The following is a 14673-nucleotide window of genomic DNA, read 5'->3' on the forward strand; positions in this document are numbered from 1 at the left end:
ACGGATAAAGGAGGTTTTCTCACGTGTCTACTGCACAAGCAGGTTCAAAAAGTGTGATCATGGATTGGCTGACAACCGTTGATCACAAGAAAATAGGCATCATGTATTTGGCTGGGGGAGCGTTTTTCTTCGCTCTTGGAGGCCTTGAAGCGATTTTGATGCGAATTCAGTTAATGTTTCCTGAATTCTCATTCCTGTCTGCCCAGACGTTTAATGAACTTTTAACCATGCATGGTACAACAATGATTTTTCTCGCTGCCATGCCGCTGTTATTCGGTTTTATGAATTTTATTATTCCGCTTCAAATTGGCGCCCGGGATGTTGCATTTCCATTTTTAAATGCACTGGGCTTTTGGCTCTTTCTTTTCGGGGGGATTCTCTTAAATATTTCCTGGTTCACAGGGGGTGCACCTGATGCAGGGTGGACAGCCTATGTCCCACTTTCGAGTGAATCACCCGGACAAGGACTTGATTATTACGTTCTCGGTTTACAGGTCAGTGGTTTGGGGACCCTGATCGGGGGAATCAACTTCCTTGTTACCATTATTAACATGCGTGCTCCGGGAATGAGTATGATGAGAATGCCACTTTTCACATGGAGCTCATTTGTTGCATCCATGCTGATTCTGTTCGCATTTCCTGCATTGACAATTGGGTTGTTGCTTTTGATGCTTGAGCGTCTCTTTGACGCACAGTATTTTGTTGTTGCATCGGGAGGAAACGTTATTATCTGGCAGCATTTGTTCTGGATATTTGGACACCCTGAGGTTTATATTCTGATACTTCCTGCCTTTGGTATTTTCTCTGAGGTCCTTGCCACTTTTGCTAAAAAGCGTCTTTTTGGCTACTCGGCGATGGTATTTGCCACATTAATCATTGGTTTCCTCGGATTCATGGTTTGGGCTCACCATATGTTTACAGTCGGTATGGGTCCTGTTGCAAATGCGATATTTGCTGTAGCGACGATGGCAATTGCCGTCCCTACAGGAATTAAAATATTTAACTGGCTGCTTACCCTTTGGGGAGGTCGTATCCAGTTTACGACAGCGAATCTGTTTGCCCTCGGTTTTATCCCGTCTTTCGTAATGGGTGGGGTAACGGGTGTTATGCTTGCAGTCTCGGCCGCAAACTATCAGTTTCATGATACGTACTTCGTTGTTGCACACTTTCACTATGTTATTATCGGCGGCGTAGTATTTGGTCTCTTTGCCGGTGCTTTTTACTGGTGGCCGAAGATGTTCGGTTACAGGCTGAATGAGAAACTGGGCAAATGGTTCTTTTGGTTATTCCTTATCGGGTTCCACTTGACCTTCTTTGTACAGCATTTCCTTGGTCTGATGGGTATGCCTAGACGTGTTGCTTCTTACCTTGATAATCAGGGGCTAAATGATTTTAACTTGATCAGTACAATGGGTGCATTCCTGATGAGCATTGCGTTTATCATTCTCCTTGTTAATATTTTTGTTTCAATGGGGAACAAGGACAATGTCCGCGATCCGTGGGATGGTCGTACCCTTGAGTGGACGACTCCGACGCCGGTGCCTGAATACAACTTTGCACAAACGCCGCTTGTCCGGGAACTCGACGCATTCTGGTATGAGAAATACGAGGGTGACGGAAAACTTAAAGCCGCGGAGCCACTTGGTGACATTCACATGCCAAATGCCTCTATATTACCGTTTATGATATCTCTCGGACTGTTTATTGCAAGCTTCGGTTTTATTTATTTAAACTATCCGGTATTGTTTGCAGGTTTGATTGTGACATTCGGATCCATGTTTATCCGCTCAGTGAAAGAAGATCACGGTCACCATATACCGGTAGACCGAATCAAACGAGATTTGGAGGGTGGTAATCATGGCTGAACATCAAGAATCCATTGATTTAAATCAGTTGCCTGAGGAACCGGAAAAAGCAACCCTTGAAGGCCGGAATAAGTATCTCGGTTTCTGGTTTTTCCTTGGCGGGGAGACCGTGTTATTCGGCAGTCTGATCGGCACATATTTGGGCCTTCGCGGGGGGGACGATTGACGGACCGGGTCCATCGGATCTGTTCCACCTCGATCTGGTCTTTATCATGACAATGATCCTGTTGACGAGCAGTTTAACGTCCGTCATGGCGATTATCAATATGCGCAGAGGGAATTTTAACAAGCTTCTGATGTGGATGTCGATGACTGTTTTGCTGGGTATTGCGTTTTTGGGTCTGGAAATTTATGAGTTCTACGAATATTACCATGCTGGCCTTGGATTTTCGACTTCCGCTTTTGCATCAAGCTTTTATACCTTGGTTGGTACACACGGTGCCCACGTTCTGTTTGGTATTCTTTGGATTACTACACTTATCATCCGGTACAGAAAAACCGGTTTGACACTTTACAATGCACCGAAATTCAATACGGCGGTTCTTTATTGGCACTTTATTGACGTTGTCTGGGTCTTCATTTTTACTGTCGTTTATCTTCTTGGAATAGGAGGTTGAGGCTATGAGTTCACATCTTGATCCAACTGCACCAATCAAAGGAAAGCCTACCAAACAGCTTGAAAGGCAGCTGAAGCGTGAAACCAAAACCCAGATTGTCTCCTATTTTCTGATGATAGCCATTACCAGCATGGCATTTATTTCGATTGCAACGGATGCGATTCCATCAGGGTTTGCAATTCCATTTATTTTGCTCCTTGCAGGAATACAGGTAATCTTTCAGTTATATGTGTTTATGCATATGGGTGAGAAGAAAACCAGCTGGGTCAATATCATGATTTGGTCCGGAATGTTAATTGCAGCACTGACAGTCGGCGCGTTGATGTTTTTAATTGGCATCGTAAAATACTGACAAAAAAGCCGTTCATCATTGTGATGGGCGGCTTTCTTAATATCTGGAAGCGTCAGAGGAAAGTGAGAAAGTCATATTTGTAGCAGGATCAGAAGAAAAAATGCTATAATTCCCGTAGTTTAGATAGCCAATCCATGTGGCAATTTACGTTATCCATACTTCAAAAGCATGCCATGGTGGATGTGAGGAAGAGGCCTGACGATGCTTCATTGCAGTATCAGGTGAAATGAACAGGAATCGAAAGGGATCAGGAGGCATTGTCATGGCATTATTTTTACCGTTTATCAGTACAGTTTTTATTGCATTCAGTGCAGTGTTTACTGCTGCAGGATGGTTGCTTGTAGTCAGAGGGAACATTGCGGCTCATAAAAAAGCGATGTTCTGGGCAGCTGTATTTGCTGTCATATTTTTTGCGGTTTACCTTAGTAAAACATTTTTTATAGGAAGTACATCGTTTGGAGGACCTGATTCTGTAGCGCCGTATTATACCGTGTTCCTTCTGTTTCACATTTCGATGGCGACGATTGCGGCAGGTATGGGACTTTATCAGCTTTATACCGGTTATAAGAATAAATTGACCAGACATAAAAAATTGGGACCATGGACTTCGGTGATCTGGTTTATTTCGGCGACGACCGGGATCGCTGTCTATCTGCTCTTGTATGTCATTTATCCCCCCGGAGATACGACAAATTTGTTCGAGGCTATTTTAAGCTCAGGTTCTGTCCCGCCGGGCATGTAAAATACCCTGACGGTGAAGCTGCCGTCAGGGTATTTTTTCTCTGGACTACAATTTGAAATTGAACTTGATGATTTCTGCTTCTCTTGCGCTTTGAAAGAAGATCACAGCAAGAGGTCCAAGAATAAATCCGATGGCACCCAAAAGCATCAAGCCGATATACAGCGAGATCAGAGTTGCCAGAGGAGACAGTCCGATATGATGGCCCATCACTTTTGGTTCAACGGTCCTGCGGATTGTGAGCAGGATCCCTGCAAGAACCAGAAGTTGTATAGCCATAAATGTATCCCCTGCAATTAACTGATAACCGGCCCACGGGGCCAGTACTGCAATAGAGCCGATAATCGGAATGAAATCAATAGCCCAAATGAAAATGGACATAATTAATGCAACTTCAGGTGCGACGATAAGCAGGCCAATCAGTGTGACAATAAAAATAATGATACTGACCAGGAACTGTGCTTTGAAAAAACCGAAAATCACGTAAGATAACCTTGCTGACATGAAGCGGACTTTCTCAGCTGTATCTTCAGATAAATACGTGAATATTTTCGTCTTTAATCGTGGCAGGTCAATCAGAAATAAGTATAATGCGATCAGGAAAACCAGGAATGATACAATATAGGATGGGATAGCCGTTAACAGATTTGTAGCCGTCTCAATTATATTTATATCCTGAAGCTGATCTCTGAGGCCAAACAGGGCATTAGTAACGGCAATATCGATCTCATTCACGATATCTTGTGAATACTGGTCAAATTGTATCCGTAAATTATCAAGGATATTAATCCAGGCGATGTTTATATCGTTTATGATACTGGGCAAATTATTGAAAAATTGATTCAATTGTGTCAACGCTCTTGTGAACAGTATGTAACTGAAGGCTGACAAGGCTGCCAGGAAGCTGATGAAAACGATAAATACGGATAGTTGCCTGCTTAATTTTGTGTATTTTGTCAATCCGTTAACAGCAGGTGTCAGAAACAATGCGGTGACAAGAGCTGTAAGGATTGGTGTCGCAACGGGAAGAACAAAATAAAACAAAAGGCCGATCACGACGATGACTAAAGCAATGGATATGTATTTTTTGATGATTTTATTTGTAGCTGGAGTCAAGAGAGGAACTCCTTTCCGGGACACTGTATTTCTTACGTTGCCGCCTTTGGACCTTAATTGTAAAGAAAGGCACGTCGCCTGCTCAGGTCGAAGTGCCTTTGAATCTTGCGTCGTTTTATGATCAGGAGAGTTTGTCAGCCTGGATCTTTTCTGTAACGGTACCGATTTTTTTGTGACACTTATCTACAATCTTTTGGGGGAAGTCTTCATCATACTCGACACCATGCGGGTAATAATGTTTGCCGACATATGGTGTCATCAGTTCAACGGTTGTATCTGCTTTTGGAATTTCCCCTTCGATGACGAAACATGGCATTCTCAGATAATAGGTGGCGTCTTCAACCTGATCGATCATTTTATAGTCGTAGGTTGCGCGCTCGTAATCCCAGGCACGGTCAAAACCGCATTCACTCATTGTTTCGTCAAGATCTTCAAATTTGATCTGAATTCCTTCAAGACCGGTTTGTTCAAATTTCATGGTGTGATGAAACCTCCTCAGTAAATGGTCTGAAAACCTGTTCTTTACTATCATATTATGAAAATGGGTCACTTGCAATCATTGTGACATAGGTCATGAGGTTTTTTTCATGAAACACGTAAACAGGAGGTTCATATGATTCGTATCCTTTCAGTTATCACTAGTTTTATCATTGTTTTTACTGCTGCAATCATTGTTATGATGGTTTTTGAAGAAGACCGGGAACCGGACGGGAACAGAACACTGTCTGATTCAGAAGACGTTGTCGGACAAACGGATTTTGATGTGGAGGGTATAAAGGCAGCTTCAGATTTAATTGAAGCATATGGAGCTGTTGCAGAGGAAATCTGGACACCGTATGGCTATAAATGGTGGTTATTTGACGATTCACAAAATTGGTATGGGGTTCAGGATGGCGAAGTGGTTACATCACTTATTCTCGATGAAGCTGATTCTCTCGAAGGATTGAGGATAGGGGATTCTTATGAATCGGCAATGGCAGCCTTCGGATTCTCATTAGAGGTGGAGACAGGGGGATTGGTTTCTTCATTTACATTTACTCTGTCAGATGAAGAACTGCGAACGAAACCGTTGGCCGAACTTGATGATGGACGATTTGTCCAATTGTATTTTGATGCATTCGATGGAAGACTTGTTGCCGTCCGAATGCTGACGGAAGAGCTGCTTTTGTTACAGCGTCCATACAGTTTGTCCTACAGGGGTTCTTTGGATGATCCTGAAGCATTGACTGTTGACAATATGAGTGCATGGCAGACCGGTCAGGAAAAGCTGATGCATGAATTATCGAATGTCTACCGGGAGCAAAAAAGCCTTCCACCGCTTGATGTGTCGTCTGATGGGAATCCCGTTGCGAGAGGACACAGTGAAGACATGTTTGATCACCAGTTCTTTGCTCATGATTCGCCGAATACCGGTTCATTGGGAGATCGTCTTGATGCAGAAGGCATCCCTTTTTCGGGGGCAGCGGAGAATATTGCTGCACACTATATTGACAGCATTGAAGCCGTTACGGGCTGGTTAAACAGTGAAGGACACCGTGTGAATTTATTAAGTGAAGAGTTTACACATTTGGCAAGCGGGGTGCATGAGTATTATTATACGCAAAACTTTATTCTCTACCGATAGACTGTATCCTGTATGTCGTCAAATGAACGGTGTTCATGTTATAATTTAATCTGGAGGTGTTTCTTTTGACGACTGCAGTAACGACAAACGCAGATGTCCTTTTGGCGTCTGATGATTTAAGTGAGATGATCCTTCAATCGGAAGTGTATCATTCCTATAGAAATGCAAAACGTGCCGTTCAGGAAGATGAAGGGTGCAGAGAACTGTTACAGGCTTTTATGAAGAAGAAAGAGGCCTATGAAGAAGTGCAGCGGTTCGGGAAATATCACCCTGATTTTCACCGGGTAACCGCTGAAATCCGTGAATTAAAGAGACAGGTGGATACAGAGCCGCTCATTGCCGCATTTAAGCAAGCGGAGACGGAGCTTGAAACCTTGCTCAATGAAATCAGCGGTTTGTTTGCGAATGCTGTTTCACCTGAAATCAAAGTACCTTCAGGTAATCCGTTTTTTGATACCGGCTGCTCAGGCGGCTGTGGAACAGGGGGGAGTTGCGGCTGTGGATAACCATCAGGAAGATTTTCAGGCTGTTGAACGAATCGGTCTTGTTGTTTGGCTGCATTCGATGAGACCGTTAAAGCAATTGAAAAGACACGGGCATATTCATTATGTGTCAAGGAAGATGAAATATGCTTATTTGTATTGTGACTTGCAACGCGTCGAGGAAGTAACCAGACGACTTGAATCAATCAATGCAGTGAAATATGTGGAGCAATCGATGAAACCGTATATAAAAACGGAGTATCAAAAAAAAGGTTCCAAAAGAAGAAAAGAAAGAAGAATACAAAATGGGAATCTGATCGGGAATCCGGGCCTTCAGTGAATCTGAAGGCTTCTTTTACTCGTAAGGGACCTGAATCATGGTTCGGACAGAAGATCAAGAAAGGGCGATGCTCATGCGTGTGATCAGTGGTTCCTGCAAAGGAACGCGGTTAAAGGGATTGTCTGGTGATCAGACAAGACCCACTTCAGATAAGGTGAAAGAATCGGTGTTTAACATCGCAGGTCCTTATTTTGACGGGGGTTCTGTACTTGATTTGTATGCGGGTAGCGGAGGTATGGCCATTGAGGCGCTGAGCAGAGGTTTGACGGATGCAGTTTTGATTGACAAACATTATGCTGCCATACAGGTTATCAGGGAAAATCTATCTCGCACAAACATGAATTCCTTTGTGGAAGTGTTTAAAAATGATGCGAATAAGGCGCTGCAAGTTTTGATCAAGAATAACCGTTCATTTGACATGATCATTCTTGATCCGCCATACGCCAGACAGGAGCTTGAAAAGCAACTGGATGTCATTGCAGATGCGCAGTTGTTGAAAGCAGGCGGAGTGATCATCTGTGAACATGACAAGCGCGTATCATTGAAGGACGGGATTGGGGGGCTTTATGTATCAAAGCGTGCAACATATGGCGATACGGTAATTACGATGTATAAATGGGGTGCTGAAGATGAATAAGAAAACGGGGATTGTCCCTGGAAGTTTTGATCCGGTGACGCTTGGCCATCTTGATATCATTCAACGGGCTTCCGGTATTTTTGATGAAGTGATTGTCTCGGTATTGACAAACAGTAGTAAAAAGCCGCTTTTTTCAGCGGATGAGCGGGTGGCTTTGATTGAGGAAGCGACTGCCGGGATGAACAATGTCAAGGTTGATCAGTTTGACGGTCTGTTAATTGAATATGCGAGAAAAAAGGAAGCACAGGCAATCATTAAGGGTCTGAGAGCCGTTTCAGATTTCGAGTATGAGTTACAAATGGCATCCATTAACAGGAAGTTGGATGACCATATTGAAACCTTTTTCATGATGACAAGCCCTGCTTATTCTTACTTAAGTTCAAGCATTGTAAAAGAATTGGCGCGTTTTCATGCAGAAACAAAAGATCTTGTGCCAGACTGCGTTGAACAGGCGTTGCAGCATAAATTCAGTCAAAACGACAAGTGAAGGGTGATGGAGGATGGATGAAAAAAAACGGACTTGGCAAGGGTCAGTGATACGCTGGGTCGTGCTGCTCGGTATCATAATGAGTTTGACATTCGTTCAAACACCCTATTTTTTCACGGTCCCGGGAGATGCCAAGGTATTGAGTGAAGTAATTGAAGTGGAAGATGGCTACGATTATGAAGGGTCTTTTATGCTGACAACGATCAGAATGGGTCGTGCGAATCCGGTTAATTATGTGTGGTCTCTTTTCAGTGACAGGCGTGAATTGTTGCATGTGGATCAGGTGAGACCGGAAGGTGAGAGCGACGAAGATTACCAGCATCGGCAAATGATGCTGATGAGCGGCTCTCAGGAAACGGCTGTGATCGTCGCCTTTGAAGCAGCGGAAGAATCTGCGGACTTTGAATATCATGGCGTGATTGTGACTCAGATTATTGAGGGTATGGACGCAGAAGGGAAGCTCGAACCGGGAGACAGGATAATCGGGGTCGATGAAACAGAAGTATATGAAGTGAATGAGATGCTGGATATCCTTAGTGCATTTACGATAGGTGACGAGGTTTCTGTCACCTTCGAACGGGAGGATGAGACGCTCTCAGAGACCATTACGATCCAAGAATTTCCTGAAGAATTAGGTGCAGAACCCGGTTCCGGGGGTCTTGGGGTATCGAATCCGGTGACGGACCGTACACTGTCAACGTCCAAACAGGTCGATATTGACGCCGCACAGATCGGAGGACCTTCTGCAGGTCTGATGTTCACTCTTGAAATTTATAATCAACTGACTGAATATGATATAACTTCAGGTTTGAATATAGCAGGAACAGGCTCTATGTCGGATGACGGTTCGGTAGGAAGAATTGGCGGGGCAGGCCAGAAGGTTCACGCTGCACACGAATCCGGGGTGGATGTATTCTTTGCGCCATATGAACATGGCAGAGAAGATTCAAATTATGAACAAGCACTCTTGGCAGCAGAAGCGAGCGGAACAGAAATGGACATCGTTCCTGTTGATACCTTTGAAGATGCACTTGACTATCTGTATGAACGGCGTGAAACATCATAAATCTAAAGTGACGTCCCTCAGGCCTTTTAGAAACAGGCGCCTGAGGGACGTTGTCATAGTTTGTGCAGACGATCATCATCCGGTAAGTCTTCGTCATTCGTTTTCATGCAAATAGGGTGTTCTCTGATGCTCTTCTCTGAAGTATGGATTATTGATGTGCGGGATTCCATAAACATCACAAACACGATTATGGATGGATGCTGCACACCCTGAAGTGGCGAATTGTTTTGCTACGATATCAATATCTTTATGTTTCAGATGATTCAGGTGGTTTCTGCCTTTGGTGTTCATAGCCAGAAGTCTGAAAGCAGGTGGTTCAGAGAGTGCCTTTTCCATCTCTGACTTTTGAACATTGGATAGCAGATGAACAAGAAGTCTTTGAATTTTTGTATTCGTATAACGTTTCGTGGACACCGCTTTAAGAAACTCTGTAAAAGTAGGTTCCTTGGCATTCTTTTTCAAACGGTTTTCAAGACCCTCATCACAATCATAAATCGCTGACAGCGCTTCATTTGATGTGGTAAGGAGTTTGTACTGAAGGAATGGGTAGAAATCTTTCCAACTGGCCAGCGTCTTACTTTCGATTGATTGTCTAATGATTTCCATCATTGTCTCTGGCACTGCTTGTGAAATGCTGTCTGCAGAAGTCCCCTCTGTCAGGAGATGACCGCGAATTGCTGTGGCACTGGAAAAGCTTCCCGTTTGGAGTTCGGGATTGTGATATCCGGCTCCGGCTCTTTTGATGGTATGCATATTTATCTGACTCGCCATTTTCATAGCTTCCAAAGTATAATGAAAGCCGAGACTGTTATTCGGGTGACTGAGATCCACAGCTATCTCTTTTCCGGACGCTTCATGAACAGCATTCGCATAGGCTTTCGGGAATCGTTCTCCTGATTGCATGTTTTTGCGGACATTCTTATTGATTTGATCTTGATATTGCAAAGCCATTGACGCAGCTTTGGTGAAATCAGCTGATATACCATGCTCGCTCCCAAATACGACATCTGTAACGCCGGTATCAGCAAGCATTCGGACCGCTCCTTTTGCGAAACGGTCCGCGGGTTGAACTGCGTACTGATAAGGAAGTTCAAACACAAGATCCACACCGGACCTCACTGCTGCTTTTGCCCGATCCCATTTGGAAATAAGAGCAGGCTCACCGCGTTGAAGAAAATCACCACTCATAATGACAATGGTCAAATCAGGATCAGTCAATGAACGGCTTTGCTGCAAATGATAGTAGTGACCGTTATGAAACGGGTTATATTCAGTAATTAATCCGAGAATCTTCATAAACAAGCCTCCTGATGTTATAATCAACGTGTACGTTCAGTATAGCAGTTTCCTGTGATCAGACACGACAGGATTTCAAAGTTACCTCATGAGAGGCATTAAAAAATGCTTTAAAGCAGCTTGATCAACCGAAAAAACAGATTTGTAAAGATGACTAATCTGTAAAGAAATATTCTTGACAAAGCGATTATTGAAAGATATAATTACATTTGTTGTCTTGAGGTGAAAAGTATGAAATGGTCGGTACAACAATTGCAAGCCCTCCGGCATAAGGGTTTGCAAGTGGATGAATCGGTTGACATGAGTCAAATCATGCAAGTGGACCGTGAAATCAGAGGCGTCACACCCGTTCTTGTAAGAGGAAAAGCATTGTTCTCAAAGGAATCTGTCACATTCTTGTTGCAGATTTCCGGATCGATGACCCTTCCTTGCGCTCGGACGTTAAACGATGTGGAGCATCCCTTTACCATTCAAGCGACGGAGATTTTTCCGCTTGATGAATGGGCCACCTTCGAAGAGGATGACGAAGACGTCCATGACCTAGATGGTCAAACGGTTAATTTACTGCCTTATATTCAGGAGAGGATTCTCCTTGAAAAACCATTGCGGGTTTTCAGTGATAAAAAGGCAGGCCCGGCTCCGGAAGAGGGTCCAGGCTGGCAACTGAATCTGAATGTGGAGGAAGATGAAGAGTCTGACGACACTCAGGTGGATCCCCGACTGAAGAAGCTGGAACAATTTTTTGATAAGAAATGAACACCGGTACCTGGTTACCGGAGACTGAACATCATCAAGGAGGTGGGACTCATGGCAGTACCATTCAGAAGAACAAGTAAGACAAAGAAGCGTCAGCGTCGTACTCACTTAAAATTGCGCGTGCCAGGCATGGTTGAATGTCCTGAATGCGGAGAAATGAAACTTTCTCACCGCGTTTGCAAGTCTTGTGGAGCCTATAAAGGCAGAGACGTCGTATCAAAATAAATGTAATTTCTGCAGGAACAGCTTAACGGCTTTCCTGCTTTTTCTTTTTCTCTCAGTTAAACAGAGCTTTATTTTGGTCCGATGTTGGCAGCTGTGATGCAAAGGTTGTTCCTCGAAACGGTCACTTATCACTTTTAAACGAAATATCCTGAACGTTCTTTAACGGCGATTTCATGGTCATGAATGTGTCGACTTGTCTTGATACGTGAATTGGAGGTAACGGAATGAATGTCTTGAAGCTGAACTGGCTTACAGAGCACTATGCAGAAATCGTACTGAACAGACCCGCAATGAAGAACGCGGTTAATTTCGCCATGATTATCGCATTTGATGACGCGCTGACAGAACTGGAGAAAAAAGAAGCGCTGAAAGGTTTACTGATCAGAGGGGAAGGCGGCTCCTTTTGCAGCGGAGGCGATCTGCGGGATTTTCATAAACTTGATGCAGGGGAGGCAGTGCTTGAAAAGATGCTGAAGCCGATGACAGCTGTATTGATCAGAATCAAGAATCTGCCATGTCCAGTGATCAGCTTTGTTGAAGGTGCTGCTGTTGGCGGAGGCGCAGAGCTTGCTGCTTCGGCTGACCGGATTTATGTCACACCGGATGCAAAATTCGGTTTTATTCAGGTGAAGCTCGGTATTCGGACAGGTTGGGGTGGTGCGAGTTTGATTCAGCGTCATATTGATGAAGGATCGGCTGATGAAATGCTGCGCACCGGTCGCATTTACAGCGGTAATGAGCTGAAAGAGTTTGGTTTTCAGCTGAGTCATAAGCCGGTTGATCTTGAACTGTTTGAAGGGGTTGACAAAATACTGCCAGATCCGGATCTTGAAAAGCGAATGTACGATGAAGCTGAAGAATGCGCTGTCTTATGGGGAAGCAGTATTCATGGAGAAAAGATCAAGGCCTTTCTTGAAAAATAATTTCCGTTTGAATGGGATTCAGACGGTTTTTCGATCAACAAAAAAACCCTCACGCATGAGGGCTTTTTTTATAAACTGACTGAAAGTGAAGGTGCTGAGCATCATTTTGAGTCACTCATCGAAAGGCTCTGAGACAGATGCTTCTTTCTTTTCCTGCACATCGATTTTTTCTTGAACTCCTTCTGGGAGCCATACATAAGGGTTTTCTCCACGGTCCCTTTCTGTGTGATACGTAAGAGCTGTAAATCCTTGTTTTTTCCAAAAGTCATCTGATCGCTGTCTGGCATTGGTTTTAACAGGAAGCTTAAAACTCTTCGCAAAATCAACCATTGCTTTGCCGATGCCTTTTCCCTGGTAGCCGGGAAGTACCTCCAGCTTCCATAATTCAAGATAGTCATGTGGTGGGTCGAAGTACAGATCATACTTGGCGCTGATTTTGTAGAGGCTCATTCTGCCGACGAGCTTATTCCCAAAATAAATGCCGTAAAAAGGTGATTCCGAGTCGTTTTCAACGATATTTTCTTCCAAATCTTCTTTCATGGACAGTTCCTGTTGCCCATACTCTCTGAAATTCTCGAATTCTTCCAATGTCTTGAAATTAACTCTGAGTCTGACCACTTCATGTCCTGTCATGGCAATCCCTCCAACTGAAATCTCTTGAAAAAACGATTATGTGTTCATTATAATTCATTTCTAGTAAAATGAAAACGTATTCCGATGAAACATATGCAAATGCATGATTTGAACAGACTCAGGCGAGTGTGAATACAAACTATGGTATTCTAAAGTAGAGAAAAGAGAGCAGGTGGTTATATATGAAGATACTGATATTTGGAGCAGGAGCCATCGGACTCTTTACTGCGGCGCATTGTGCCCGACTCGGGCATCAGACGAAACTGATTACACGAACTCCCGAACAGTCTGATCAGATCAGGCATTTGGGTGTTTCTGTGGAGTCACAGGCGGGGTCATTTACAAAAGAAGTCGAAGCGGAAAGCGCCGCGGCCTTGACTGAATCGATGACGGCTGATGTGGATTTGATGATCAATGCTGTGAAGCAGACGTCGATTTCTGAGTGGCTTGAACAGGTTGAACCTTATATTGACAGGAACACGAAAGAACGTGTGCCGATCTTATTTTTGCAAAACGGAATGGGGCACGTCGAACAGGCGATTCGCCATGGCTTTGTGAGGAGCTACCCAGCGATCGTTACTCATGGCGTTATGAAGCATGCACCAACGAAAGTGGAGCATACAGGCCGGGGAGCTCTGATTGTTAATTCAGAACTTAGGTATTTATTGATCGATGCATTAAATGATGAACCGGATTTCCCGGTGAATCAGACTGACGATGTGACCGGCTACCAGAAGAAAAAGCTGATTGTTAATGCAGTGGTCAATCCGGTGACGGCTATTTATGGGATACGAAACGGTAAGATGATTGAGAATGAACATGTCTTGTCAGTTGGGAGAAGTGTCTTTGAAGAGGCGTTACCTGTTCTTGGACTTCGAATGGAGGATTGGGATTTCGTCCTCGATGTGATTCGGAAAACGGCAAGGAACCAGTCATCGATGAAAGTGGATATGGATAAAGGCAGGCGCACAGAAGTTGATGCGATTCTCGGTTTCATCATAGAAGAAGCTCAAAAGCGGGGGTTGGAAGTCCCGGTAACTTCAAATCTCCTGAACAAGGTACATCAAATGGAGAAAGAAAGGGGTGTCCGGTAAGATGACGGCGCTTCTTATTCAAATCGCAGCAACTCTCATAACCCTGCCGGTAATAGTCATTGTGTTGAGTTATTTGCTGCAAATGATCTGGTCAGGAAGAAAAAGGGGGATGGTGAAGAGGTCGCTGGATGTCTCAGTCCCTTTCTTTGCAGCTGCGATCTATTTTGGTGTATTGGAATTTCTGGGTTTGGATATTCTCTTTTGGATGATTGCTGTTTTTCTGACCAGTTTGGGATTGTTGTTGTTCATTCATTGGCGTCTGTTCGATGAGGTCGATGTTAAGAAATCTCTGTTGATGGCTTGGCGGCTTCACTTTTTACTCTATTTCGGGGTATACCTCGGTCTTCTGATTTCTGAGGTCATTTACACAGTGATGCAGTGAAGCAAAATGATTGGTTGCACAATATAAGTCTGCTATACT

Annotated in this window: 18 protein-coding genes and 1 pseudogene; 15 read left to right on the top strand and 4 right to left on the bottom strand. The window is 43.9% G+C overall.

The window, feature by feature from the left end:
• Positions 1 to 23 precede the first annotated feature (23 nt).
• The 4 genes and pseudogenes from ctaD (at position 24) to BSEL_RS08370 (ending at position 3576) form a co-directional block, all read left to right on the top strand.
• Positions 24 to 1865: a cytochrome c oxidase subunit I gene (ctaD, locus tag BSEL_RS08355; protein WP_013172559.1), complete on the top strand. Its 1842-nt coding sequence runs from the start codon at positions 24 to 26 to the stop codon at positions 1863 to 1865.
• Positions 1858 to 2482, top strand: a pseudogene (locus BSEL_RS08360) (cytochrome (ubi)quinol oxidase subunit III). The gene ctaD and the pseudogene BSEL_RS08360 overlap by 8 nt, the downstream one beginning before the upstream one ends.
• A 4-nt stretch (positions 2483 to 2486) precedes the next feature.
• On the top strand, positions 2487 to 2834 hold the full coding sequence (locus tag BSEL_RS08365) for a cytochrome C oxidase subunit IV family protein (protein ID WP_013172560.1): 348 nt from the start codon (positions 2487 to 2489) through the stop codon (positions 2832 to 2834).
• Between the two features lie 262 nt (positions 2835 to 3096).
• A complete protein-coding gene (locus BSEL_RS08370) occupies positions 3097 to 3576 on the top strand; it encodes a DUF420 domain-containing protein (RefSeq protein ID WP_013172561.1) in 480 nt (159 codons plus the stop codon).
• 45 nt (positions 3577 to 3621) lie between these two features.
• On the opposite strand, the gene ytvI is transcribed toward BSEL_RS08370, so the two are convergent.
• Both ytvI and BSEL_RS08380 read right to left on the bottom strand, forming a co-directional pair.
• A complete protein-coding gene (ytvI, locus tag BSEL_RS08375; protein WP_013172562.1) occupies positions 3622 to 4689 on the bottom strand; it encodes a sporulation integral membrane protein YtvI in 1068 nt (355 codons plus the stop codon).
• 121 nt (positions 4690 to 4810) lie between these two features.
• A complete protein-coding gene (locus BSEL_RS08380; RefSeq protein WP_013172563.1) occupies positions 4811 to 5167 on the bottom strand; it encodes a YugN family protein in 357 nt (118 codons plus the stop codon).
• A gap of 135 nt (positions 5168 to 5302) precedes the next feature.
• Here BSEL_RS08380 and BSEL_RS08385 point away from each other — a divergent pair, with 135 nt between their 5' ends.
• The 6 genes from BSEL_RS08385 to BSEL_RS08410 all read left to right on the top strand — a co-directional run bounded on the left by BSEL_RS08385 (position 5303) and on the right by BSEL_RS08410 (position 9325).
• Positions 5303 to 6313, top strand: a complete 1011-nt coding sequence (locus BSEL_RS08385; protein WP_013172564.1) for a CAP domain-containing protein — start codon at positions 5303 to 5305, stop codon at positions 6311 to 6313.
• Positions 6314 to 6378: 65 nt separating this feature from the next.
• Positions 6379 to 6819, top strand: a complete 441-nt coding sequence (locus BSEL_RS08390) for a YlbF family regulator (RefSeq protein ID WP_013172565.1) — start codon at positions 6379 to 6381, stop codon at positions 6817 to 6819.
• Positions 6812 to 7135 (top strand): YlbG family protein, encoded by a 324-nt coding sequence (locus tag BSEL_RS08395; RefSeq protein WP_013172566.1) that lies wholly within the window; start codon positions 6812 to 6814, stop codon positions 7133 to 7135. The genes BSEL_RS08390 and BSEL_RS08395 overlap by 8 nt, the downstream gene beginning before the upstream one ends.
• A 73-nt stretch (positions 7136 to 7208) precedes the next feature.
• Positions 7209 to 7772, top strand: coding sequence for a 16S rRNA (guanine(966)-N(2))-methyltransferase RsmD (rsmD, locus tag BSEL_RS08400; RefSeq protein ID WP_041582380.1), 564 nt, complete (start codon positions 7209 to 7211; stop codon positions 7770 to 7772).
• Positions 7765 to 8259: a pantetheine-phosphate adenylyltransferase gene (gene coaD, locus BSEL_RS08405; protein ID WP_013172568.1), complete on the top strand. Its 495-nt coding sequence runs from the start codon at positions 7765 to 7767 to the stop codon at positions 8257 to 8259. The genes rsmD and coaD overlap by 8 nt, the downstream gene beginning before the upstream one ends.
• 13 nt (positions 8260 to 8272) lie before the next feature.
• Positions 8273 to 9325 (top strand): SepM family pheromone-processing serine protease, encoded by a 1053-nt coding sequence (locus tag BSEL_RS08410; protein WP_013172569.1) that lies wholly within the window; start codon positions 8273 to 8275, stop codon positions 9323 to 9325.
• 93 nt (positions 9326 to 9418) lie between these two features.
• Here BSEL_RS08410 and BSEL_RS08415 read toward each other — a convergent pair whose 3' ends face one another.
• The gene (locus BSEL_RS08415; protein WP_013172570.1) at positions 9419 to 10621 is read right to left on the bottom strand and encodes a nucleotidyltransferase; all 1203 of its coding nucleotides are present in this window, start codon (positions 10619 to 10621) and stop codon (positions 9419 to 9421) included.
• 231 nt (positions 10622 to 10852) lie between these two features.
• On the opposite strand from BSEL_RS08415, the gene BSEL_RS08420 reads away from it, so the two are divergent.
• The 3 genes from BSEL_RS08420 to BSEL_RS08425 all read left to right on the top strand — a co-directional run bounded on the left by BSEL_RS08420 (position 10853) and on the right by BSEL_RS08425 (position 12525).
• On the top strand, positions 10853 to 11377 hold the full coding sequence (locus tag BSEL_RS08420; protein ID WP_013172571.1) for a YceD family protein: 525 nt from the start codon (positions 10853 to 10855) through the stop codon (positions 11375 to 11377).
• A gap of 51 nt (positions 11378 to 11428) precedes the next feature.
• Complete coding sequence (gene rpmF / locus BSEL_RS17505; RefSeq protein ID WP_013172572.1) at positions 11429 to 11602, top strand: 50S ribosomal protein L32; 174 nt, start codon at positions 11429 to 11431, stop codon at positions 11600 to 11602.
• Positions 11603 to 11826: 224 nt separating this feature from the next.
• Positions 11827 to 12525 (top strand): enoyl-CoA hydratase/isomerase family protein, encoded by a 699-nt coding sequence (locus tag BSEL_RS08425; RefSeq protein WP_013172573.1) that lies wholly within the window; start codon positions 11827 to 11829, stop codon positions 12523 to 12525.
• Between the two features lie 111 nt (positions 12526 to 12636).
• Here BSEL_RS08425 and BSEL_RS08430 read toward each other — a convergent pair whose 3' ends face one another.
• A complete protein-coding gene (locus BSEL_RS08430) occupies positions 12637 to 13158 on the bottom strand; it encodes an N-acetyltransferase (protein ID WP_013172574.1) in 522 nt (173 codons plus the stop codon).
• A gap of 182 nt (positions 13159 to 13340) precedes the next feature.
• Here BSEL_RS08430 and BSEL_RS08435 point away from each other — a divergent pair, with 182 nt between their 5' ends.
• Positions 13341 to 14252: a ketopantoate reductase family protein gene (locus BSEL_RS08435; RefSeq protein ID WP_013172575.1), complete on the top strand. Its 912-nt coding sequence runs from the start codon at positions 13341 to 13343 to the stop codon at positions 14250 to 14252.
• 1 nt (position 14253) lies between these two features.
• Positions 14254 to 14634: a DUF3397 domain-containing protein gene (locus tag BSEL_RS08440; protein WP_041581839.1), complete on the top strand. Its 381-nt coding sequence runs from the start codon at positions 14254 to 14256 to the stop codon at positions 14632 to 14634.
• The last annotated feature ends 39 nt before the right edge of the window (positions 14635 to 14673 follow it).

Source organism: [Bacillus] selenitireducens MLS10, from assembly GCF_000093085.1.
Taxonomy (GTDB): Bacteria; Bacillota; Bacilli; order Bacillales; family Salisediminibacteriaceae; genus Salisediminibacterium; species Salisediminibacterium selenitireducens.